This window comes from Bacillus cereus group sp. RP32, from assembly GCF_040459735.1.
Classification (GTDB): Bacteria; Bacillota; Bacilli; order Bacillales; family Bacillaceae_G; genus Bacillus_A; species Bacillus_A wiedmannii.
In genome coordinates this window covers 1,465,873-1,489,707 of the sequence record NZ_JARVHO010000001.1, presented here as the reverse complement: position 1 = coordinate 1,489,707, position 23,835 = coordinate 1,465,873, and the positions used below count along the sequence as shown (strand labels likewise).

Here is a 23,835-nt window from a genome sequence, read left to right as displayed (position 1 = left end):
ATCCCTATCTTCGTTTTTCTTAATAAATATGTTGTTTAAAATTATATGTAATAATGAGAAAAACGTCAAGCTTACACTGTTTCTTCTTTTTTCAACAGTTCATCTACTTCGTCTTCTAACTCAATTAGTTTATCCCAATCATCGTTGTTTAACATTTCAAGCTGTGTTTCTAATAACATACGGAAACGAGTGCGGAATACTTTCGCTTGTTTCTTTAGCTCTTCAATATCAAAGGCAACTTTTCTTGATTTTACTAACGCTTCGTTAATAATACGGTCTGCATTCTTTTCAGCTTCACGTACGATTAATTTTGCTTCTTTTTGCGCATTACGTTTTACTTCTTCCGCTGCTTCTTGTGCAACGATGATAGATTTGTTTAACGTATCTTCAATATTAGAGAAATGATCTAACTTCCCTTCTAATTGCGCAACTTTTTCTTCTAAAGCTTTTTTCTCACGAATGACTAATTCATAATCTTTGATAATTTGATCAAGAAACTCATTTACTTGATCTTCATCATAGCCACGGAATCCGCGACCAAATTCTTTGTTATGAATATCTAATGGTGTTAACGGCACAACGCCACCTCCAAGTAGTTATCTAAATTTCCTATTTCAATTATATCTTCTCTTCGACAAAATAGGAGGATTTCCTTCTAAAAAACCAATCATTTTAGTATACCATACAAAATTCTCCATTTGTCGCGCTTTGTTCTACCTTCTACAGAAAACAATTTACTTCGTCCATATCCTCTCACTGAAAAAACATCTCCTGGATAACATTCATAAGAAGTTTGCTCCACTGTTTTCCAATTAACTTTTACTAAACCATTTTTTATGAAAGGTTGTACTTTTTGTCTGGATATATGTAACATTTCAGCTAACATAACATCTAAACGAAGTGAAGAAACCGTTCCAGATTTCTCTCCCCACGTTTCTTGCATCTGTAAAATTTTTTCTCCTTGCACTGGTGATAAGGAGACTTTCACTTTCCCTATAGATTGTAAGTTCATCTCAATATAAGATACAACTTCTTTCGCGACTACAATTTGGGCACGATCTTCTTGAAGCAAAATATCACCACATTTTTCTCTCGTTAAACCAAGAGACATAAATGTACCTAATATTTGCCTATGTTCTAGCGTATAAAACTTGGAAGGATAGTCAATTTCCAATACTTCTACTTGAAATTCCTCTTCATTCACTACTAGATAGTCCGGATAAATGAGTGCTCTCTTACGCTCTGCATGAGGCGTTGCACCATCAAACTGTACAGCAACATCCCCTTGTCCTATTACCATAGTGACAATTTGTTGTTGTCTTGGATCAAGGAAGTCTGTTAACTTCACTTGATGGTACTCCGCTGCTCGCTTCCACTCTAACACCTTATCCACAAAGACCTCTTCATCGGGTCTGAAATGTTCATAGATGCTCATGTATTTAACCTCTTACTATAAGAAATAGTTGAATATACTTATTAAACCATTCGTAGCAAGCTTTAACGTGAAAATCGCAACGAGTGGAGAGATATCAATCATACCAAGCGGCGGAATAAATCTGCGAAATGGTTCTAAATACGGTTCACAAATACGCGCAAGAATTTCTCCAAAAGTTGATTCCTTTGCACCAGGGAACCATGATAGAAGAATGTAAATAATAAGTGCCCACGAGTAGATCTCGATAGCAGTAATTAAAACGTTTAAAACTGTTACCATGGCGTATTACCACCTCTTTATATTTGTGTCTTCTTCTTCACCGAATAACTCTGAAATTGCACCAACAATATCTACATTTTCAGGGGTACACATAAATGTTTTCGGTCCTATTTTTTGAATGTCCCCGCCTATAGCGTATACAGTACCACTTAAAAAGTCAACGATACGTACAGCTTGATCAGTAGACATTCGTTGTAAATTAATCACAACAGCCCGTCTACCTTTTAAATGGTCCGAAATCCCTTGTGCTTCCGAATATGTGCGTGGTTCTAATAAAACAACTTTTGAAGATTGCTTTGCCGTTTCAATGCTCACAACATTTTGTTTCGGTTGCGCTTTTGGAAACGCAACATCTTGTTGTTCTGGCGGATCTTGCTGCTTCTTCATGTCTGTTTGCTCCTTTTCATAACTATATTGAGCTGCTTCTTTTTCTTCCGGTGTATCAAAAAAGAAGTATTTTACTTTTGACCAACTCATAATAAGATTCTCCTTCCTTTTACGCTTTTCCTACTAAAATCGTCCCCAAACGAATATATGTAGCACCTTCTTCAATTGCAATCGTGTAATCATTAGACATTCCCATTGATAATTCTTTACATGGCGCATGTAATAATTCTAGCTCCTGCACCTCTGTTTGTAGCATACACAACTCCTTAAAACAGCGTCTGATTTCTTCCTCTTCTTCTGTAAACGGAGCCATTGTCATTAGTCCCACCACTTCAATCTTATCCAATTCTTGCAAACTTTGAATAAAAGAAACGGTTTCTTCTATTGCCAATCCTTGCTTTGATTCTTCAGATGATGTTTTCACTTGAATAAAACATTTCACTTTCTTATCAGCACGTTTTTGAATTTCTTTTGCAAGTGAAAGACGATCTAACGAATGTAAATAATCAATTTCATTAATGATTTCTTTTACTTTTCTCGTTTGTAATGATCCAATAAAATGCCAATTCACTTTTGAACCGAAATGTTCGTACTTCTGTAAGAAACTTTCATTTCTATTTTCACCTAAATCGATAATTCCAGCTTCAATTACTTCGTTTGTTTTTTCAATTCCTACCGTTTTTGTAACCGCAACGAGTTTAATATCTTGCAACGAACGTCCCGCTCGTACGCAAGATTGTTTAATTGCTTCATTTACAGTTGTTAAATTTTTTTGTACTGTCACTTGCTTTCTTCCTCCTTAAAACCTATGAAACTCAACATTCTTCCTGTCTTACCTTGATCACGACGATGAGAGAAAAATAGTTGTTCTTCACAGCTTGTACAAAGAGATGACATTACAATATTCTCTTCTTTTATGCCTGATTGTACACATAATATACGATTAATTTCTTTTAAATTAATTGCGTACTGCCCATCAGAAATTTTTTTATAAGGGACAGAGCCGTTTACTACTTGCTCTGCTGCTGTTAACACTCGATCATCAACAACGTAACAACAAGATCCAATTGCTGGTCCAATTGCAACATGAATTTCATCACTTGAAATCCCTTCTGCATTCCATTTTTGAATCATTTCCTTTGCAATCTCTTTTACAGTCCCTTTCCATCCAGCATGCGCAAGTCCTATCATACCATGTGATGGTGCATAAAAATAGAGTGGAACACAATCCGCGTAACATGATGTTAGAAGAACATCATTATTAGTCGTATAAATGCCATCTGTTTTTGAAATGCCGTCTTCATATGAATAGACGCCACTTCCTTTTTCCTGTTGTCCTACTTTTTCAACATGATGATCATGAACTTGTTCAGAGCAAATCCAGTTTTCTAATGGTTTTTGTAACTTATTTGCTAAAATGCGTCTGTTTTCATGAACGTTCTCCACGATATCATTCACATGTAATCCTAAATTCATCGCATGAAAGGAGCCCGTACTTACCCCACCATCTTTTGTCGTAAATCCAGCAGTAATGTTTCCAAGTTCTTTCCACGCTTGTAAATACAGTATACCGTCCACATATTTAAATGGTTGTCTCATAAAGTGACTCCTTTTAATTAAAATAACATAAAAAAGCATGGTACTTCCTGTCTATTTTACCATACTTTTATTTTTTCATAATGCCAACAGAAAAAAAAGAGGAATTTGTAATATTCTTTATGAAATTGTCGGTGTTTGTATTGATTCTGTTACAGAATTAACAGGATTTACTCTAACAAGTATGACATCTTCCCCAATTTTCATAATTTCCTCCCAAGGAATTACAATTTCTACATCCTTCCCAAAGATCCCTAACATACGTGCCTGTTTGGAAATAATAATAGACCCGATCTTCCCTGTGTTCATATCAATTTCAATATCTCCAATATTCCCAAGCCTTTTTCCATCTGAAACATTTATTATCTCTTTCATCTGCAACTCCGAAATTCTTATCATTTTCATCCTCTCCCTTATATATGACGAATTGAAAAAACACTGTTTCTCAAATTAACAGGAAGCACCCTCTACTAATCCCATATTATTTTCATTATATGAACACAGCTTCCCTACTATGAGCGAAGACAAACTATATTACATATAAAAAGGTTTCACCATAAATGGTGAAACCTTATCCTTGAATCGTCTTATTCATTTGTTTAATAGCTGATTTCTCTAAACGTGACACTTGTGCTTGAGAAATCCCAATTTCTTCTGCAACTTCCATTTGTGTCTTTCCTTGAAAGAAACGTTTTCGAATAATCATTTTCTCACGATCATTTAAACGCTTCATCCCTTCTTTCAGCGCTAACTCTTCAACCCACTGCTCGTCCTTTTGTTTTTCATCACTTAACTGATCCATAACAAAGATAGGATCTCCCCCATCGTTATAAATCGGTTCAAATAATGAAACTGGATCTTGAATCGCATCTAATGCAAAAACAATTTCTTCATGAGTCACTTCAAGCACTTTTGCAATATCCATTGCTGTTGGTTCTTTTGAATTTTCTGCAATCAATTTCTCTCTTACTTGTAACGCTTTATACGCAATATCTCGTAATGATCGAGATACGCGAATCGGATTATTATCACGCAAATATCTGCGTATTTCCCCAATAATCATCGGCACAGCATACGTTGAAAATTTTACATTTTGGCCTAAATCAAAGTTATCAATGGATTTCATAAGTCCGATGCAACCAACTTGAAATAAATCGTCAACATATTCTCCTCTGTTATTAAATCTTTGGATGACGCTCAGTACAAGACGTAAGTTTCCATTCACTAATTTCTCTCTTGCGCTTATCTCTCCACTTTGCATTTCACGAAATAATTTACGCATTTCATCATTTTTTAGTACGGGAAGTTTAGCTGTATCAACACCGCAAATTTCTACTTTGTTTCTCGTCAAAGTGTTCCCTCCTATCGGGAGTTGCTGTACAGTGTAAAGTATTTCCTTTGAAGGGGATTTTATGCATGCGGTTTTCTCTTCATTTTTCATTTTCGTTGTCTCTTCTCATACAACGAAAGAGAATAAGACCAGCCTAGATAACGGCTGGTCTTATTCTTTACACCATTTTATTAAATTCTTTTCGTAATCTTTTTATGATTCTTTTTTCTAAACGCGAAATGTATGACTGTGAAATCCCAAGCATATCCGCCACATCTTTTTGCGTCTTTTCCTCTTCTCCAGCAAGCCCAAACCGAAGTTCCATAATTTGTTTTTCACGATCATTTAATTGATGCAATGCTTTCATTAGAAGATGACGATCTACAGTAGCTTCTAAATCTTTTGTAATAATATCATCATCTGTACCTAATACATCTGATAACAAAAGTTCATTCCCATCCCAATCGATGTTAAGCGGTTCGTCAAAAGAAACTTCTGAACGATTTTTATTATTCCGACGCAAATGCATTAAAATTTCATTTTCTATACAACGTGAGGCATATGTCGCTAATTTTATTTTCTTTTCCGGATTAAATGTATTCACTGCTTTAATAAGGCCGATTGTTCCTATACTAATCAAATCTTCAATATTTATCCCTGTATTTTCAAACTTTCTTGCTATATATACAACTAACCGTAAGTTGCGTTCAATCAGTAACGATCTTGCTGCCTGATCTCCTTTTGGCAATTTATTCAAAAGAACTTCCTCTTCTTCTTTCGTTAACGGTGGTGGCAACGCTTCACTTCCACCGATATAATAAATTTCATCGGTCTTAATTCCTAATTTCAACAATACTTTATACCAAAGGTATACTAAATAAAATTTTAATTTCATCATATTATCCCGCCTCCCATTATTAAGCAATTACCATTTTTTGCGAAATTAACATTTTCGGATGCACAATACATTGATACTCTCCATTGGTTGACAACTGTTGTGTATTTAATCCAATCAATACTTTGCTGACTACAATAGAACTACCTTCATGATAAATTTGCACACTGTCTGGCTTAATTGCCCATAAAAATTGATTCTCTACTCCTACTGCTCTGAAAGGAATTAAGCGTAATTTTGTCGCCCAGCCAGAATCATTTTCTGGTATTTGAGGAATCTCTGTTTTGGAATAAATTTGTTCTGTTAACCAAGCTGGCAAGCAATGCTCTAATGATGAAATATGCATAATCATAACGGGTGTTTTTGTTAACGGGTCGTAAAGTTGGTTCCCACTATCAATTAAACCTGCGAGTTCTAGTTCCTCTTCAGCTAATTGAATTTTCAATTTCACAATTTGGTCATAGTGTATTTTTGTAACCTCTACGCTTTCAATACGCTTTTTAGAAAAATAATAAATTACTGGAAAACCAAAAACAACAAACAACCAGCTAATTGGATCACCGTAAGAAATTGATTGAGATTGAACCAATCCATTTACCATTTCATTCGTTTGCAAAAAGAAATGAGTCCCAATTAACCCTCCGCCAACCATAAAGGTTACAAAGTAAAAAGTAAAAACAGTTTGTGCATAGTTTCTAAACGTTGTAAACCCAAATGCTGTATACACAATAAGTAACGAGTACAGTAGTTTCATAATTGGATGTGTCATCATAGAAGCAAAAGGAGTAAAGGCAAAAATAACAATGGTTGAACCTATAAATGCCCCTAACACAAGCCTCCATCTTTTGATCTTCTTTTTTAACACGGTTGCTGTTAATAAAAGTAAAAGAAAATCAATGCAGGCGTTTAACAACCAAACAACGTCGGCGTAAACAACCAAACAATTCACCTCTTTTTTTAAGTTGAGACTAGTATAATGCATATCCAATAGGAAAGTGTGTCAATTTGCGGAGGTGTTTTTTTGTTATTTTGTGCTTTCTAGACAAAATCTGTCGGTAAAAAATAAAAGTATATGTTTCATAGAATACTATATCTTTTTACTTATATATTAAGTGAAACTTTAATCACCCCGCACCAATCAGGCTGCCCAGCAAATAGCGGGATAAATCGAAATATATAAAATAAAAAAAGACCTGCTTAGCAGATCTTTTCCCTGTATAAAACAAAAAAGGAGCATAAAAGCTCCTTTTCTTTTATCGTCTACGACGGTTACGTAAGAATGCTGGAATATCGATGTCATCTGAATCTGTATGACGCTCATGCACAACCGGCTCTTCACGTTTCATTTCACGCTTAACTTCACGTTGTTTTGAAGGTTGAGCTACTTGCTGTTGCTGTTGTTGCGTGTGATTCGCAGTCGGACGGATAATTGGTTTTGGTGGCTGCGTCGAAGCACTATCATCAAAACCAGTTGCAATTACAGTTACAACGATATCATCTTTTAATCCTTCATTAATAACAGAACCGAAGATCATATTTACTTCTGGATCTGAAGCTGAAGCTACAATGTCTGCCGCTTCTTGTACTTCATATAAGCTTAAGTTAGCTCCACCCGTAATGTTCATGATAACACCTTGAGCTCCATCAATAGATGTTTCTAATAATGGACTAGAAATCGCTTTTTTCGCAGCTTCAGCAGCACGATTTTCTCCATTACCAGAACCAATACCCATTAAAGCAGAACCTCTATTAGACATAATTGTCTTTACGTCTGCGAAGTCTAAGTTAATTAAACCTGGTGTTGCAATTAAATCAGAAATACCTTGAACACCTTGACGTAATACGTTATCTGCTTCACGGAATGCTTCTAACATCGGCGTATTTTTATCAACAATCTCTAATAAGCGATCGTTTGGAATTACAATAAGTGTATCTACATTTTCTTTAAATGCCGCAATACCAGATGCTGCTTGCGTTGCACGTTTACGTCCTTCAAATGTAAATGGACGTGTCACAACACCAACTGTTAATGCACCTAATTCTTTTGCAACTTGAGCAACAACTGGAGCTGCACCAGTTCCAGTTCCGCCGCCCATACCAGCAGTTACGAAGACCATATCCGCACCACGAAGTGCTTCTTGGATCTGTTCTTTACTTTCTTCTGCAGCTTTTTTCCCTACTTCAGGGTTTGCACCTGCACCAAGTCCACGTGTTAATTTTCCACCAATTTGCATTTTTGTTTCAGCTTTTGATAGATTTAATGCTTGTGCATCAGTATTCACAGCGATAAAGTCTACACCTTGTACACCGTGTTCAATCATACGGTTTACAGCATTGTTTCCGCCACCGCCGACACCGATAACTTTTATATTCGCTAATTGATCTTGAGTAGTATCAAACTCTAACATGTCGAAATCCCCCTAGAACCTCATTTTTCGTGTCCAATTTTAATCCCATAAATAACGGAATACACGTTTTACTTTTGACATCATACGTTCATCATTTTGATTATTATTGTTTTGATTACGAGTTTTTTGTTTCGCAGGTTGCTGTTGTACCGGCATTGGTGCTGGTGCTGGTACTGGTTCAAAATGTTCTTGCTTTTCCTGCACATTTTTTCCACGTAATTTAGCTTTTTGATAAGAATGTTTAATTAATCCTACTCCACTTGTATATTGGGGCTCACGCACACCAATATAATCAGGAGTCGCTATACGAACATTTTCATGTAAAATATCATATGCAAGATCAAGAACACCCGGCATAGAAGCAATTCCACCAGTTAGTACATAGCCAGAAGCTACTTGCTTTACTCCTAACTTACGCACTTCATCTTGAACAAACATTAAAATTTCCTCTACACGAGCCTCTATTATATCCGATAATTCCAACTGAGAATATTGTTCTGTTTGATCGCTTCCCATAATAGGAACCGTAAACATCTCTTCTTCAGATGCTGTATCATAAAAAGCATGTCCATATTTCAACTTTATTTGATCTGCATTGTCTGTTGAAGTTTTCAACCCAATCGCAATATCCTTCGTTATATGGTCTCCACCTAACGGTAATACGCTCGTCGCTTGTAACTCTCCATCTTTAAAAATAGATAAAGTTGTAGATCCTCCCCCCATATCAACAAGGGCTACTCCTCTATTTTTTTCATCTGAAGATATAGCAACTGTTGCAGCCGCTAAAGGTTGAAGACAAATATCAACTATTTCAAGACCTGCTTTTTCTACACAACGAAGTAGGTTATGTAGTAAAGTTCTCGAGCCTGTTATAAGTGTACCTTCCATTTCTAATCTTACACCGATCATCCCGCGTGGATCGTTAATCTCGTCAAGACCGTCTACGATGAACTGTCGAGGTACCACATCAATAAACTCACGCTCTGGAGCAATTGACACAACTTGTGCTGCATCTAGAACGCGTAAGACATCTTCATTCCCGATTTCACGATCTTCATTTGAAACAGCGACTACTCCGTGACAAGGAAGTAGCTGTACCTGGTTTGCATTGACACCTACTACAACTTGCTCAATGTGGATTCCCACCATGCGCTCAGCTTGTTCAATTGCTTTTTTAATTGATCGAACAGTCTCGTCTATATCAACTATCGATCCCTTCTTTAAACCATTTGATTTTACATTTCCAACACCAATAATGTTTAAGCTGTCATTAACCATTTCACCAATGATGACTTTAACATTGGATGTACCGATGTCAAGACTAACATATATTTCATTGCTGTTCATTCTTTGGCACCTCCTTCTTTATTTATACCATACAACTCAATATATGGAACAACAATCGCAACTTTACTATTTATAAGAAAAATATTCAACGTCTTTATACGTTTCCCTTTTTTAACCCTATATTTTTCTTATTTTTATTTAATATTCATTTAAGAATATCGCAGTAAACTGTGAATAACTGCTTATCTTGAAATAATTCTATTTCAAGTGTAAAGATTACCGCCAAGTATAAGTCTACACTAAGATGTACTCATAGAAAAGTGAAACTTGTACCAATCCTAGTATGAATCTAAGAATTTTTACATCTTTTTCATCAAATGAACCATTCTTGTAAATTCAGATGCATTCAATAGAACGTTCGTTTCGTTTTTTCTACAGGAACGTAGTAAAAACTATCGTTCTATTCTTTTTTTTCTTCCGCTCCTAATTCTTTCGTATATGCCCCTACTTCTAAATCAATTAATACCTTTTTACCCGGCTCAATTGTTTTTAAGATAAGTGGATAAGCTTCCATACGCTTTGCGAAATTTTGAATCGTAGTGCTCACTTCGTACCCTTCGTTCATATATAAAGTAAGATGATCTTCATTCGCATTCGTCGGTGAATAACGAATTTCAGAAATAGACCTTAAAATAGTTGGTGTTAATTTTTCAAGCTCAGCAATTAACTCCTTCATTTTTTCCTCTTTAAAAGGTTCAAAAATTGGTGCTGCAACAGGAAGTTTTCCATTCGGAAGTACATCAAGTGTTTTCCCGTTCTCAAGTAACGGTTGTAATTTCCCATCTTTGTTTATATAACCAATCGTTAAATATTCTTCAATATGAACATCAATTTTATTTGGAAAACGTTTTTTTACATTTACTGCTTTAATTTCTTTTCGTTTCGTTAGGTTTTCTTCTGCTTTATGTGCTGTCACTCGGAAATAACTTGTATCATACGTCACACCTGATTCCTTCATCACTTGTTCATCTGTCATATAATGATTTCCAAACACACTTATCTTTTTGATATTGCTTAGCGGAGACCGAAAATAAATTAAAAAGAGCACTAATAAAAATAAAATTGATATGTATAAAATCAACCGATGATTAACATTTTTCTTGTTTTTCTTCTGTTGATTTTTTAACTTTGGTACACGATCCTGTAGTTTAATCACTTTACTATTTTTCATGTACGATCCCCCTACGTAACATAAAAAACGGCATGTTCCTCATGCCGTTCTTATCTTCTTATTATAACATAAATGATAATGAGCGGAACGAATAACCGTTATCTTCCAATGATTTCTACTTCTGTATGCATTTCTACGCCAAATTTATCCTCGATTGTTTGTTTTATTAATGCAATTAAAGATAAGACATCTTGCGCACTGGCTCCCCCAGTGTTAATAATAAAATTCCCATGCATTTCAGAAATTTGAGCTCCGCCTATTTGATAACCACGAAGCCCCGCCTTTTCTATTAAGTCTCCTGCAAAGTATGGGATTGGATTCCGAAATATGCTTCCTGCACAAGGATGATTCCACGGCTGTGTTTCACGACGGTAGTCTTTATTCTTTTGCATGACGCTTACGATTCCCTCACGCTCCCCTACCTGCAATTGAAACTCAGCTTCCAAAACAATACCAGGACGTTTCGTTTGCAATACAGAAGTACGATAGGAAAACTCCATTTCTTCATGTGTTAACCAATCAATTGTTCCGTTTTCAAACAAAATAAGAGCTTTTGATAATATGTTTGATATATCCGATTTATGTGCTCCTGCATTCATATACACTGCACCACCAACACTTCCTGGAATACCACTGGCAAATTCCAGGCCGGATAACCCTTGACGACTAAGTAAAGTTGATAATTTAATAAGGGGATACCCACCACCAACTCTTACTCTATGTTTTTCGACTTCTAAGTGGTCTAATCCTTCTCCTAAACGAATAACGACACCTTCTATACCTAGATCAGATACAAGAAGGTTCGAACCTCGACCAATTACAGTCCACTTTGTTTTATATTTTTTTACTAACTGCAACGTTTTTTCAATACTGGCAACATGCTTTGGCACAATTAAAATATCAGCTGGTCCACCTATTTTCATAGTGGTATAACGCGCTAACGCTTCATTCACTAACACGCGACCAACATTTGCTTCTATAAGCTCATTTACTAATTGCTCCATAAACAATCTCCCCCATACTAAGTATCCTTATTACAGTAGTATGCAGGGCGTTCACCTAACGTTATTTTTTTACAAGCTTATTCATTACTTCATACAGCTTATTTGCTGCATCTGGAATACCTAATTGCCCCGCAGCCAGCTTCATATTTTGTAATGTTTGTGCATCTAATAAAATCTCATCAATATCACGAATAAGCGTTTCTGCTGTTAAATCTTTTTCAAGCAACATTTTTGCTGCTCCTTTATCGACAACGGAACGTGCATTCTTTTCCTGATGGTTATTTGTTACGTAAGGACTCGGTATTAACACACTTGGCTTACCTAACGCGGTTAATTCTGCAAGTGTTGTTGCCCCAGCTCTTGAAACAACAAGATCTACACCTGTAAGTACCTCTGGCATATTATGAATGAAAGGTTTAATAATAACATTATTCGGATTCCCTTTTTGCTTCACTGCTTCCATCACTTTGTCATAATGAACTTCACCTGTTACATACAATATTTCGTAACTTTTATTTCCAAACTGTTCAATTGCCTCTACGAAAGCATCGTTAATCGGTCTAGCCCCACGACTTCCACCAAAAATAAGTACCGATTTTTTAGGAAGAGATAAACCTACTGAACGTTTTCCTTTCATTCCATTCTGATCCATTACTTCTGATGCTCTTGGATTTCCTGTCATCACCACTTTTGACTGTGGAAAATGTTCTGCAGCCGCTTCAAAACAAACCGCAACTTTATCAACATAGCGGCTTAAAAATTTATTCGTTACACCAGGTACACTATTTTGTTCATGTACAATGGTTGGAATACCTAATTTTGCTGCAGCATATACAACTGGTCCACATACATATCCACCCGTTCCAATCACAATATCTGGATTAAAACGACGAATATATCGTTTACTATCTTGTACACCCTTTAGGAAACGCATCACCGTTTTCACGTTATCTAACGATATTTTACGCTTAAATCCACTTATAACAATAGATTGAAACGGTATGCCTGCTTTTGGAACGATTGTGCTCTCTAATCCACTCTCCGTACCAATATATAAAAACCTTGCTTCCGGATTTAATTTTTTTATTTCTCTTATTAGAGCAAGAGCCGGATAAATATGACCTCCAGTGCCCCCACCACTTACTAATACACGCACTACTAACTCCTCCGCTTCTCTTTTCTTATTTCAGTCGTATTTATTTCTATATACATCATGTTTCTTCGCGCACATACGAAAAACCCTGTCTTATAAAACAGGGTTTAGTAGCGAGAATGGCGACTTATATTTAATAATACACCTACTGCCATTAACATCAATGTCAAACTTGATCCACCATAACTTAAAAACGGCAAAGTAATACCTGTTACAGGCATCAATCCTGTTACAACACCAACATTAATCATTACTTGAATCGCAATCATCGCCACAATACCTACTGCTAAAAACGTACCATATAAATCTGGCGCTCCTAAAGCTATACGAATCCCACGCCATAATAATAGACTAAATAATAATAACACAAATGAACCACCAATAAAACCTAATTCCTCGGATAAGATCGCAAATATAAAGTCTGTTTGCGGTTCAGGTAAATAAAGAAACTTTTGTCTACTTTGTCCAAGTCCAAGCCCGAATAATCCACCAGGTCCAATTGCGAGTAACGATTGAATAATTTGAAATCCACTTCCAAGCGGATCTGACCACGGATCTAAATATGATGTAATACGTTTCATTCGATACGGTGCTGATGCAATTAGCCCTACAAATCCTGCTACACCAAGCAAACCAAACATTGCAAAGTGAAAGACCCTTGCCCCCGAGATAAATATCATAATAATACATGTCCCAACCATTACGGTTCCTGTGCCAAGATCTGGCTGTAACATAATCATCCCAAAAGCAAGAAATACAAAACTAAGAGCTGGTAGTAAACCACGTTTAAAAGAGGTAATTAATTTTTGTCGTTCCGCTAAAAATTTTGCTAAGAAAATAATCATCGCAAACTTCATAAATTCTGACGGTTGAATGGAAAATGCCCCGATTCCAATCCAACTTCGCGCTCCTCCTCGAACAAGTCCTACCCCAGGAATAAGAACAAGAATAAGAAGAATGAAGCAAACTAGCAAAATTACTTTTGAATACGTACGCCACACCCAATAATCAATTTTCATAATTAAAAACATAGCCACTACACCAATACTTGCAAATAGCAATTGCCTTTTTGCAAAAAAGAATGAGTCCCCCATTTTATAAGAGGCCCAAACCGCACTCGCACTATACACCATAACCATTCCGATTGTTAACAACGCAAGTGTAACGATGATGAGAATAAAATCAGGCGTTTTCTTCATTACCCATAAACACCACCTCTTTAGGCAGAAACTTTTGCCCTATGTAACAAAACATCAGTAGGTGTTAGCCTACTGATGTTTTGATTTACTTTATATAAGTTTATGCACAGCTTGTATAAAAATGTCTCCTCTTTCTTCAAATGTTTTAAATTGATCCCAGCTTGCACATGCTGGAGAAAGAAGAATTACATCGCCATCTGTAGAATGAGCATAAGCTTTCACTACCGCTTCATCTAAAGTATCGACACTTTCAATTGTATCTAATCCCGCTTTTTCTGCAGCTCTTACTAGTTTTGGAGCTGTTTGTCCAAATGTTACAATTGCTTTTACATTTTTGAAATATGGAATTAAATCATCGAATTCATTTCCACGATCAAGCCCACCTGCTAATAACACAATCGGTTGTGTAAACGCAGATAAAGCTTTCTCAGTCGCTAACATATTCGTTGCTTTTGAGTCATTATAAACCTTACGATTGTTAATAGTTGTTACATATTCTAAACGATGTTTTACACCTGTAAAACGTTTTAATACCACCGTAATCGCTTCATTAGAAACACCCAATAATTTTGCGATACTCATCGCTGCTAAAATATTTTCTAAATTATGTTGACCAGGTAAAACGATATCGCCTACTTCAACAACTTTTTCACCTTTAAAACAAAGAGCATTCTCTTTTATACACGCACCATCTTCAATTTCTTTCTTTGTCGAGAATAGTACTTTTTCCCCTTTACTATAAGCAGATAAAGCCATCACATCTGCATCATCTGCATTTATTACACTATAATCATTTTCTGTTTGGTTTTTAAAAATATTTGCTTTTGCTAAACCATATTCCTTCTTCGTCCCGTGATAATCTAAGTGGGCCTCAAATAAATTTAAAAACGCAGCAATTTTAGGTTGGAACAATTCTACTCCCATCAGTTGGAACGATGAAAGCTCTGTAACTACAACTTCATTTTCTTTTGCATCCTGTGCTACTTCACACGCTACAGTTCCTATGTTCCCTGCAATTATAGGATGCTTTTGTCCTTCTTTTAGCATTTCAAATGCAAGCATTGTCGTCGTCGTTTTACCGTTAGACCCCGTAATCCCAACAAATGGCGCTTCTGAAATACGATATGCTAATTCAACTTCCGTAACAATTGGAATTTGCTTTTCTTTCGCAGCAACTAATATTGGATTAGAATACGGGATTCCTGGATTTTTTACTACAAGAGAAATATTTCTCTCTAACAATTCTAAAGGATGACCACCGCATACAACGTCCATTCCTTTTGCTTGTAATTCTGCAGCAAGTACATTACCTGCTAAAGGCTTTCCGTCATTTACGATAACATTTGCCCCTAATTTTTGTAACAACGTAGCTGCTGCATAACCACTTTTTGCAATGCCTAATACAAGAATATTTTTATTTTGAAATTCAGTTACAGTTTTCAATTACATCCACACCCCGATATAAATTCCTAACACAGCTAATAAAAATCCTACAGACCAAAATGTCACAACAACACGCCACTCTGACCAACCACATAATTCATAATGATGGTGTAATGGACTCATTTTAAAGACACGTTTTCCTGTTGTTTTAAAAGAAATGACCTGAATAATAACAGATAAAGTTTCCATTACGAATACTCCACCAATGATTACAAGTAGTAATTCTTGTTTTAATAAAATCGCTACAGCTGCAATGGCTCCACCTAAAGCTAAGGAACCTGTATCTCCCATAAACACTTTCGCTGGATTTGCATTGAATACTAAAAATCCAAGTACAGCTCCTACAACTGCCATACAGAATATCGCTACTCCAAATTGCTCTTGCGCTACTGCAATAATACTAAAAGCTCCAAATGCAATAGCAGCTGTTCCTGATAATAAACCATCTAAACCGTCAGTTAAGTTAACTGCATTTGATCCACCAATAAGCATAAATAATACAAGTACAAAATACGCCCAACCTAGTTCAAACTTAACATCTGTTCCCGGAATCATGATGTATGTATGGAACGCTTGCCCTTTTCCAATTAAAAAGAACGCAATAGCAATAACAAGCTGACCTACTAATTTTTGTTTTGATGTTAAACCAAGATTTCTCTTCTTAACTACCTTTATGTAGTCATCTAAAAATCCAATTAATCCGTAGCCAAATGTCACTAATAATAATAACGAAACCTCTGCACCTAAATGATTAAACTTAATCGCCATAATAAGTGAAGTTACCATCATAGATACATATATGACAATACCACCCATTGTAGGTGTCCCTGATTTTTTTTGATGTGACTTTGGTCCCTCATCACGAATACTCTGTCCGAACTTTAATTTCCTTAAAAATGGAATAAACAATGGCGAAAGGGCAACAGAAATTAAGAATGCTACCCCAGCCGTTACTAATAAACCTTGCTCAAGCACATGTAGTCCTCCTCTCACGTTGTTACTCTTCGTTGTTTAAACGCTCTGTAATTGCTTCTTTAGCGACTTCACGATCGTCAAAATGATGAACGTCTTTACCAATAATTTGATACGTTTCATGACCCTTACCAGCAATAATGATGATATCTTCAGCTTTCGCGTTAGCAATTGCATGGTATATCGCTTCTTTTCTATCAATAATTACTTCATAATTATTCCCATTTGCACCCTGCACCATATCATCTAAAATAGCTCCTGGCTCTTCACTTCTTGGATTATCTGAAGTGTAAATTGCATGAGTTGCATATTTTGTTGCAACACTTGCCATGATTGGTCTCTTTGTTCGATCTCTATCTCCACCACAACCGACGATGCAATATACATCGCCTTTTGCAAACTGTTTTGCTGTTTTTAATACATTCTCTAAGCTATCTGGTGTATGTGCATAATCAACAATAACTGTATAATTTTGTCCACCATCAACTACTTCAAAACGTCCTGGAACTCCAGCTAGTTGCTTTATTACATCAATAACCGTTTCTAAACTTACACCAGAAACAAGTCCTGCCGCTGTTGCCGCTAGTACGTTATATACATTAAATTTCCCAATCAATTTCATCGTAACATTTACACTTTCATACGGTGTTACAAGCGTAAATGTAGTTCCAGCACTCGTCATAACGATATCTTTCGCCATAATATCACTTGTTGTATCAATTCCATACGTTACAACAGTTGCCGCAGTACTTCTCATATATTCCGCAGTTACAGCATCATCGTTATTCAGTACCGCGTACTTTTCACGATCATGGTTATAACTATTGCCAAGTTGTGCAAATAGCAACCCTTTTGCATGTTTATATTCTTCCATCGTTTTATGATAGTCTAAATGATCTTGTGTTAAATTTGTAAACACTGCTACATCGTAATCACATCCGTGTACACGACCAAGATCTAAAGCATGTGACGAAACTTCCATTACTGTACTATCTACACCGTGCTCAACCATTTTTAAAAATGTCTGTTGAAGTGTTAGTGCATCTGGTGTTGTATTTTTCACCTCAAATGTTTCATCACCGATTTTCATATTAATCGTTCCAATCAGCCCTGTTTTATGACCATGTGCGCGCATAATCTCATCCATAATATGCGATGTTGTTGTCTTTCCATTTGTACCTGTAATTCCGATTAAATGTAACTTGTGTGTTGGTTGACCATAAAAATAATCAGCTAAAACCGCTAACGAACGAAAAGTGTTTTTCACAAGTACAACTGGAACGTCAACATCAATTGGTCTTTCCGCAACAATAGCAGCCGCTCCTTGTGCCGCTGCTTGCTTAGCAAAATCATGGCTATCAACCGTATATCCTTTCATACATACAAATAAGCTTCCCTCTTTCACTTTACGTGAATCAGCTTCTATAGATGTGATTTCTGGATTTTCTTTTGGAACAACTGGAAAATCATGCAAACATGATAAAAGTGTATGCAACTTCATTTCACTAAACCCTCTCTACATTGTGTATTTATCTCTTTTTTAATAAGCAACACGTTACCTCCTAAATATGTAAAATAGGAGGTAAGTGCTACTGTGTCTAATAAATAGACTTATTTATAATTGGGGCTCTTACAGCCTCAAATTAAGTAACTCTTCTATAAAGAACTCACTTCCACCAATTGTACCATAAAACGTACTAGGTTACCTTTAATTCCCGAAGTAAATTCTAATTTTTGAGCCTTCTTTCACTTTAGCTCCTGCTTCTGGGGATTGTTTAATTACTTTCTCTCCGTCTCCACTTATATCAAGCTTCAAGTCGACGAGTTGTGTCTGTAAGTCTTTCTTTTTCATACCAATTAAATTCGGAACTTCCACAGTTGGTGTATCGCCCCATTTATATTCTCTCTCAACTTGTTCTTTTCTCGGTTTCACTCCCATAACAGGAAGTGCATCCCGAAGAATATTCCCAACAATTGGAGCTGCTACTACTCCACCAAATTGCGTTACACCTTTCGGATTATCAACAGCAACATAGACAACAATTTCCGGATCATCCGCTGGAGCAAAACCGATAAAAGATACTATATAATTATTCTCTAAATATTTACCATCTTTCACCTTTTGAGCCGTACCTGTTTTTCCACCTACACGATACCCATCAATGAAAGCACCTTTACCAGATCCCTTTGCTACAACATTCTCTAATGCATACCGAACTTTTTCTGAAGTTTCCTTGGAAATAACTTTTCTTTTTTCCACAGGTGTCTTTTTACTTACAATTTGATTATTTTTCGGATCAATAAATTCCTTAGCTATATACGGTTGATACAATGTCCCACCATTTACAGCCGCTGCTACTGCTGCTACTTGTTGAATTGGTGTTACAGAAACTCCTTGACCAAATGAAGTAGTTGCTTGCTCGACTGGACCGACTTTATCTAAATTAAATAAAATCCCACTACCTTCACCTTGCAAATCAATTCCGGTTTTCTGTCCAAAGCCAAAATTACGAATGTATTTAAACAATCGGTCTTTACCAAGACGATCACCAAGTTCAATAAATCCTGGGTTACATGAGTTTTGAACTACTTCTAAAAACGTTTGGCTACCATGGCCTCCCGCTTTCCAGCATTTCAATCTAGCTCCACCCACTTCAGCTGCTCCATCATCATAAAACGTATCTTTCTCTAAGTCTACTAAATTTTCATTCAAGGCTGCTGCTAACGTAATGATCTTAAATGTTGAACCAGGCTCATACGTACTCCATACTGGTAAATTTCTATTATACACTTCTGGAGAAACACTTTGAAAATCTGCTGGATCAAAACTCGGCCGACTCGACATACCTAAAATTTCACCATTTTTCGGATTCATTGCAATCGCAATCATACCATCTGGATTATATGTCGACTCTGCAATATTCATTTCTCTTTCCATAATTCTATTAATACGTGCATCAATTGTTAAACCTAAATTCAAACCAGCTTCTGGTTTTTTGAAATCATCGCCAACATTAGGCATCCTTTGTCCTTTTGCATCTGCAAAAAAACGCACATGACCTTCATCACCATTTAGCTCTTTATCATAATATTTTTCCAGTCCCATAAGACCTTGGTTATCACTACCTGCAAACCCTAATACGTGTGATAAAAAGTTGCCAAATGGATAGTACCGGATAGAGTCCTCTGCGATATAAACACCTTTCAAACTTAATCCTCGTACCTCTTTCGCTTTATCATGTGATATTTTCCTTCCGCCTTTATCTAACCTTACAATTGATTCTTTTTTTGTAATTCTCTTATAAATCTCATCTTTTTCCACACCTAATACTGCAGCTAACTTCTCTGCAGTCTCTGCTGGTTTTTCAATTTGCCTCGGTACAACAAAGACAGTTGGGGCACTTTTATTCGTAGCAAGTTCCACACCATTCCGGTCTAAAATCTTCCCACGTTCAGGTTCAAAAGTAATATTTCGACTCCATGAATCCTTCGCACGATCCGTTAACATATTGCCAAGAAAAAATTGCACATATCCAAGACGAATATCGATGATAGTGAAAATAAGTATACCTGATATGAGTATAAAAATAAGTCGTTTTCTAACCGTTACATTTGATACACGCATATTGGAACAAGCCTCCCTTACGCCTAGCTTGTTCCAATATATGCTTGTACTTATTTAATTAGAACTTCTTCTCTTTTACCATTACTGTTCTTCTGCTTCTTGTTGTGGTTCAAGTGGCGGTACAAGTGTTACACCTAACTCTGTACCAGGTTGTAACAATGTTCCTTCTGCCACACTTTGTTCAGTTACATATCCGGTACCAGTAGGTTTTAGGTTAAGCTTTAATGTTTTCGCTAAATTCATAACATCACGCAGTGCCCAGCCTTGTATATTTGGCATTGTAGGTTTATCTCCTACTAAGAAGACTCGGTCACCTTTTAATGTTTGCTCAGTTGCTTTTGGCACTTGCTGCTGTACTTTCCCTTCACCTAATACGATTGGACGAAGTTTTGCTTTATCAATAGCTTTTTTCGCTTCTTCCATCGTTTTTCCGGTTACATCTGGAACAGCAGTTTGCTGCTCTTTCACATATTTCTTCGGATCTTTCACTTCATTAGGCTTAATCTTTAAATACTCTAAACTATTCTTCGTTACATATTTAAAAATATCAGCTAAAGGTTGTGCGCCACTCTCATCATCTTTCAATTTCGGTTGTTTAACAGCTACATATACAACAAGTTGCGGATCATCCATAGGTGCCATACCTAAGAACGAGAATATATAATTCTCTCTCCCTGTCATATAGCCACCTTTTCCATCCGGAATTTGGGCTGTTCCTGTTTTACCACCAACTGAATAACCATCGACTTTATAAGCGGTTCCTGTTCCTTTCGGCGATGTAACAACACGTTCTAATAACTGTCTTACTTGCGCTGCTGTTTCTTTTGTAACAGGTTTTCCCATTTCTTCTGGCTTATGTTCTAATTTTACTTCCCCTGTTATTGGATTTACAATTTTATCAACTGTATAAGGCTTCATCATTTTTCCGTCATTTGCAATAGCAGTTGCAGCTTGCACAAGCTGAATTGGTGTTACAGTAGAACCTTGTCCAAAAGCTGTTGTTACTTGCTGTATTTGCTGATCGAATATAATTGTATTTGAACCTTCACCAGGTAAATCAATCTTCGTTTTTTCATCTAATCCAAAACTATGAATATACTTTCGGAATCGTTCTGGTCCAAGTTTTTGATCCCCTAAAATTGCAAACGCTACGTTGGAAGAGCGCTCTACCCCTTCATCAAATGTGATAGATCCCCATCCAGCGCCACCGTTATGATCTTTTATTTTTCGGTTTCCGACTTGATATGTACCAGACTGATAATAATCTTGTCCTTTGTACACACCTTCATTAATAGCTGCTGCTAGCGTGAAAATTTTCATTGTTGATCCAGGTTCAAATGCATTTGCAATTGCGTCATTATAAAAATATTTAATATCCTCTCGGTTCGGATCATAACTAGGTTTAGTAGACATTCCTAATATTTTCCCTGTTTTTGGATCCGCAACAATCCCTATTAAGCTTTCTGGTTCATAATGTTTACTCGCTTCTTTCATTGCGTCTTCTAAATAACTTTGAATACGCTGGTCAAGCGTTACATATACATTATCTCCATTTTTAGGTGCCTTTACATTCACTTTTCCGCCGTCAAGAGATACGCCTCTACGATCGCCTGTATAAGCTACTTCTCCGTTAGAAGCTCCTAAATACTTATCCAAACTCTTTTCTAAACCAAATTGTCCTATAGCAATCCCCTTATCATCAGGTCTCGCATGACCTACGACATAGGATGCGAAATCACCGTTTGGATATACTCTGGCATTTTCAGTAATAAAAGATATACCTGGCAATTTTAATGCTTCTATTTGATCTTTCTGTTCTTTCGTCAAGCCCTTACCTAATTTCCCGAATTCCACTTGACTTTTATCTTTATTTAACGCAGCTAAAATATCCTCTTCGCCTTTTCCAAGTACTCCTGCAATTTTCTTTGCAGTGTCCTCTTTATTCTCAACCGGCTTCGCACCTTTTAATTCCGCTACAAGTTTATAAGAGTTTGCATCTTGCGCTAATACATGACCATTTTGGTCATAAATCGTTCCTCGATTTGCTTCGAGAACTCCTGCTTTACTATGTTTTTGCTGAGCGAGTTTATCCAAATCTTGATTATGCACTGTTCCTGTTGCTTGTATGTAAAAAAATCGGGCTAATAATAGCAAAAAGAGCAGGAGGAATAAAATCATAAAATACCCTGCTCCCTTATTGGTATGAAATTTAGTCATATTTCTCTTCATTTTCCCTTCACACCTATTGCCTTATTTGAGGCCCTTCACATTATTCGCATTAATTTCTAGCCCGTGTTTTTTTGCAACTTCAGCGATTCGTTCATAGCGACTTAACTTCTCTACTTCAGCCTGTAACTCTTGATTTTCTTTTTGCTTCTGTACAATTTTTTGTTCTATCGTCGCTGCTTCTACATTAACTTGATAAAGGCCTGCTTTATTTCCAATAAACGCTACACAGGCATACAATAAAAAGCCAATAAATGCTACATACAACAGTTTTTCGATTCTTGTAATCTTCGCTTTAGCTTTTGGCTGAACCATCTGCTGTGGGGGCGTTTGAATCTGTATCTCTTCTTGCGCTTGTTGTTTGTACTTTACAGCTAAGTTACTCATACCTCTCTCCCCTTTTTATCGTTTTTCAGCGATTCTCAATTTCGCAGAACGCGCTCGATTATTTTCTTCTAACTCTATATCAGAAGGTAAAATCGGTTTTCTCGTAATAAGCTTTAATTTTGGCTTAAATTCATCAGGAATAATCGGTAATCCTGGTGGCAATTGTGGCGTTGTGCTATTTCGTTTAAACGTCGTTTTACAAATACGGTCTTCTAAAGAATGGAATGTTATAACACTAACTCTTCCGCCCGGCTTGACCATCTCAATTGCAGATTCCAACGCTTCTTCAAATACTTTCAATTCATCATTTACCGCAATACGGATTGCTTGGAACACTCGCTTCGCAGGGTGTCCACCCGTTCTACGAGCAGGAGCTGGAATACCCTCTTTAATTAGTTCTACTAATTCTCCTGTCGTTTCAATAGCTTTATTCTCACGATACGCTTCAATTTTCCTTACTATTTGTTTTGAAAATTTCTCCTCACCATACTGGAAGAAAATTCTTACAAGTTGCTCATATGACCAGCTATTTACAACATCATATGCTGTTAATGGGGCATCTTGATCCATCCGCATATCTAACGGTGCATCATGATGATAACTAAAGCCACGCTCTGGTGTATCTAATTGTGGGGATGAAACGCCTAAATCAAATAAAATACCATCTACTTCTGTTATACCTAATTCCTGTAGTTTTTCAGATAAATAACGGAAATTACTTTTTACTGTTATGAACTGCTCACCGTATGAAGAGAATCTTTCTTTCGCATTTTGAATCGCTATCTCATCTTGATCAAACGCGATTAATCTTCCACCTTCAGTTAATTGGGATAATAAATAAGAACTATGTCCTCCTCCCCCCAGTGTACAATCTACATATGTACCACCTGGCTTTATATCTAAGCCGTCTACTGTTTCCTTCAAAAGCACTGTTACGTGTTTAAACATTGTTGCACCTACTCTTTTTCCAATTAATTA

23 protein-coding genes and 1 other annotated feature (1 of these 24 only partly in view) are annotated in these 23,835 nt (G+C 36.5%); all 23 genes read right to left on the bottom strand.

Annotated elements, in window-relative coordinates:
• Positions 1–20, bottom strand: a binding site (T-box leader); it reaches 205 nt to the left of the window's first position.
• Between the two features lie 51 nt (positions 21–71).
• The 23 genes from divIVA to rsmH all read right to left on the bottom strand — a co-directional run bounded on the left by divIVA (position 72) and on the right by rsmH (position 23,805).
• On the bottom strand, positions 72–578 hold the full coding sequence (gene divIVA, locus QCI46_RS07885) for a septum site-determining protein DivIVA (RefSeq protein ID WP_001131609.1): 507 nt from the start codon (positions 576–578) through the stop codon (positions 72–74).
• Positions 579–667: 89 nt separating this feature from the next.
• Positions 668–1,435, bottom strand: a complete 768-nt coding sequence (locus QCI46_RS07880; protein ID WP_000029706.1) for a YlmH family RNA-binding protein — start codon at positions 1,433–1,435, stop codon at positions 668–670.
• A 15-nt stretch (positions 1,436–1,450) separates the two neighbouring features.
• A complete protein-coding gene (locus tag QCI46_RS07875; protein WP_000259082.1) occupies positions 1,451–1,714 on the bottom strand; it encodes a YggT family protein in 264 nt (87 codons plus the stop codon).
• Between the two features lie 6 nt (positions 1,715–1,720).
• Positions 1,721–2,191 carry a cell division protein SepF gene (locus QCI46_RS07870; protein WP_000119131.1) on the bottom strand — a complete coding sequence of 157 codons (471 nt, stop codon included), beginning with the start codon at positions 2,189–2,191 and terminating at the stop codon, positions 1,721–1,723.
• Positions 2,192–2,210: 19 nt separating this feature from the next.
• Positions 2,211–2,885, bottom strand: a complete 675-nt coding sequence (locus QCI46_RS07865) for a YggS family pyridoxal phosphate-dependent enzyme (protein ID WP_000218035.1) — start codon at positions 2,883–2,885, stop codon at positions 2,211–2,213.
• Positions 2,882–3,700, bottom strand: coding sequence for a peptidoglycan editing factor PgeF (gene pgeF / locus QCI46_RS07860; RefSeq protein ID WP_046956465.1), 819 nt, complete (start codon positions 3,698–3,700; stop codon positions 2,882–2,884). Before pgeF ends, QCI46_RS07865 begins: the two co-directional genes overlap by 4 nt.
• A gap of 117 nt (positions 3,701–3,817) precedes the next feature.
• Positions 3,818–4,096, bottom strand: a complete 279-nt coding sequence (locus QCI46_RS07855) for a YlmC/YmxH family sporulation protein (protein WP_000619414.1) — start codon at positions 4,094–4,096, stop codon at positions 3,818–3,820.
• Positions 4,097–4,268: 172 nt separating this feature from the next.
• Positions 4,269–5,048: an RNA polymerase sporulation sigma factor SigG gene (gene sigG, locus QCI46_RS07850; RefSeq protein ID WP_000197753.1), complete on the bottom strand. Its 780-nt coding sequence runs from the start codon at positions 5,046–5,048 to the stop codon at positions 4,269–4,271.
• 157 nt (positions 5,049–5,205) lie between these two features.
• Positions 5,206–5,925, bottom strand: coding sequence for an RNA polymerase sporulation sigma factor SigE (gene sigE, locus QCI46_RS07845; RefSeq protein WP_000976947.1), 720 nt, complete (start codon positions 5,923–5,925; stop codon positions 5,206–5,208).
• Positions 5,926–5,944: 19 nt separating this feature from the next.
• Positions 5,945–6,862: a sigma-E processing peptidase SpoIIGA gene (gene spoIIGA / locus QCI46_RS07840; RefSeq protein WP_000261976.1), complete on the bottom strand. Its 918-nt coding sequence runs from the start codon at positions 6,860–6,862 to the stop codon at positions 5,945–5,947.
• A gap of 313 nt (positions 6,863–7,175) precedes the next feature.
• Positions 7,176–8,330: a cell division protein FtsZ gene (gene ftsZ, locus QCI46_RS07835; RefSeq protein ID WP_000888983.1), complete on the bottom strand. Its 1,155-nt coding sequence runs from the start codon at positions 8,328–8,330 to the stop codon at positions 7,176–7,178.
• 39 nt (positions 8,331–8,369) lie between these two features.
• Positions 8,370–9,677 (bottom strand): cell division protein FtsA, encoded by a 1,308-nt coding sequence (gene ftsA / locus QCI46_RS07830; RefSeq protein WP_353839884.1) that lies wholly within the window; start codon positions 9,675–9,677, stop codon positions 8,370–8,372.
• A gap of 400 nt (positions 9,678–10,077) precedes the next feature.
• The gene (divIB, locus tag QCI46_RS07825; RefSeq protein WP_000798232.1) at positions 10,078–10,848 is read right to left on the bottom strand and encodes a cell division protein DivIB; all 771 of its coding nucleotides are present in this window, start codon (positions 10,846–10,848) and stop codon (positions 10,078–10,080) included.
• A 98-nt stretch (positions 10,849–10,946) separates the two neighbouring features.
• A complete protein-coding gene (gene murB, locus QCI46_RS07820; protein ID WP_048546089.1) occupies positions 10,947–11,852 on the bottom strand; it encodes a UDP-N-acetylmuramate dehydrogenase in 906 nt (301 codons plus the stop codon).
• Positions 11,853–11,913: 61 nt separating this feature from the next.
• Positions 11,914–13,008: an undecaprenyldiphospho-muramoylpentapeptide beta-N-acetylglucosaminyltransferase gene (gene murG, locus QCI46_RS07815; RefSeq protein WP_001265424.1), complete on the bottom strand. Its 1,095-nt coding sequence runs from the start codon at positions 13,006–13,008 to the stop codon at positions 11,914–11,916.
• A 104-nt stretch (positions 13,009–13,112) separates the two neighbouring features.
• On the bottom strand, positions 13,113–14,204 hold the full coding sequence (gene spoVE / locus QCI46_RS07810; RefSeq protein WP_000753516.1) for a stage V sporulation protein E: 1,092 nt from the start codon (positions 14,202–14,204) through the stop codon (positions 13,113–13,115).
• Positions 14,205–14,294: 90 nt separating this feature from the next.
• Positions 14,295–15,647 carry a UDP-N-acetylmuramoyl-L-alanine--D-glutamate ligase gene (gene murD / locus QCI46_RS07805; protein ID WP_353839883.1) on the bottom strand — a complete coding sequence of 451 codons (1,353 nt, stop codon included), beginning with the start codon at positions 15,645–15,647 and terminating at the stop codon, positions 14,295–14,297.
• Complete coding sequence (gene mraY, locus QCI46_RS07800) at positions 15,648–16,622, bottom strand: phospho-N-acetylmuramoyl-pentapeptide-transferase (RefSeq protein WP_000893058.1); 975 nt, start codon at positions 16,620–16,622, stop codon at positions 15,648–15,650.
• Between the two features lie 22 nt (positions 16,623–16,644).
• Positions 16,645–18,120, bottom strand: a complete 1,476-nt coding sequence (gene murE, locus QCI46_RS07795; RefSeq protein WP_048546093.1) for a UDP-N-acetylmuramoyl-L-alanyl-D-glutamate--2,6-diaminopimelate ligase — start codon at positions 18,118–18,120, stop codon at positions 16,645–16,647.
• A gap of 207 nt (positions 18,121–18,327) precedes the next feature.
• Positions 18,328–20,244 (bottom strand): stage V sporulation protein D, encoded by a 1,917-nt coding sequence (locus QCI46_RS07790; RefSeq protein WP_088064309.1) that lies wholly within the window; start codon positions 20,242–20,244, stop codon positions 18,328–18,330.
• A gap of 81 nt (positions 20,245–20,325) precedes the next feature.
• Positions 20,326–22,473, bottom strand: coding sequence for a penicillin-binding protein (locus QCI46_RS07785; protein WP_483299013.1), 2,148 nt, complete (start codon positions 22,471–22,473; stop codon positions 20,326–20,328).
• Between the two features lie 21 nt (positions 22,474–22,494).
• Positions 22,495–22,857, bottom strand: a complete 363-nt coding sequence (gene ftsL, locus QCI46_RS07780; protein ID WP_000067078.1) for a cell division protein FtsL — start codon at positions 22,855–22,857, stop codon at positions 22,495–22,497.
• Positions 22,858–22,872: 15 nt separating this feature from the next.
• Complete coding sequence (gene rsmH / locus QCI46_RS07775) at positions 22,873–23,805, bottom strand: 16S rRNA (cytosine(1402)-N(4))-methyltransferase RsmH (protein ID WP_000472512.1); 933 nt, start codon at positions 23,803–23,805, stop codon at positions 22,873–22,875.
• Positions 23,806–23,835 lie beyond the last annotated feature (30 nt).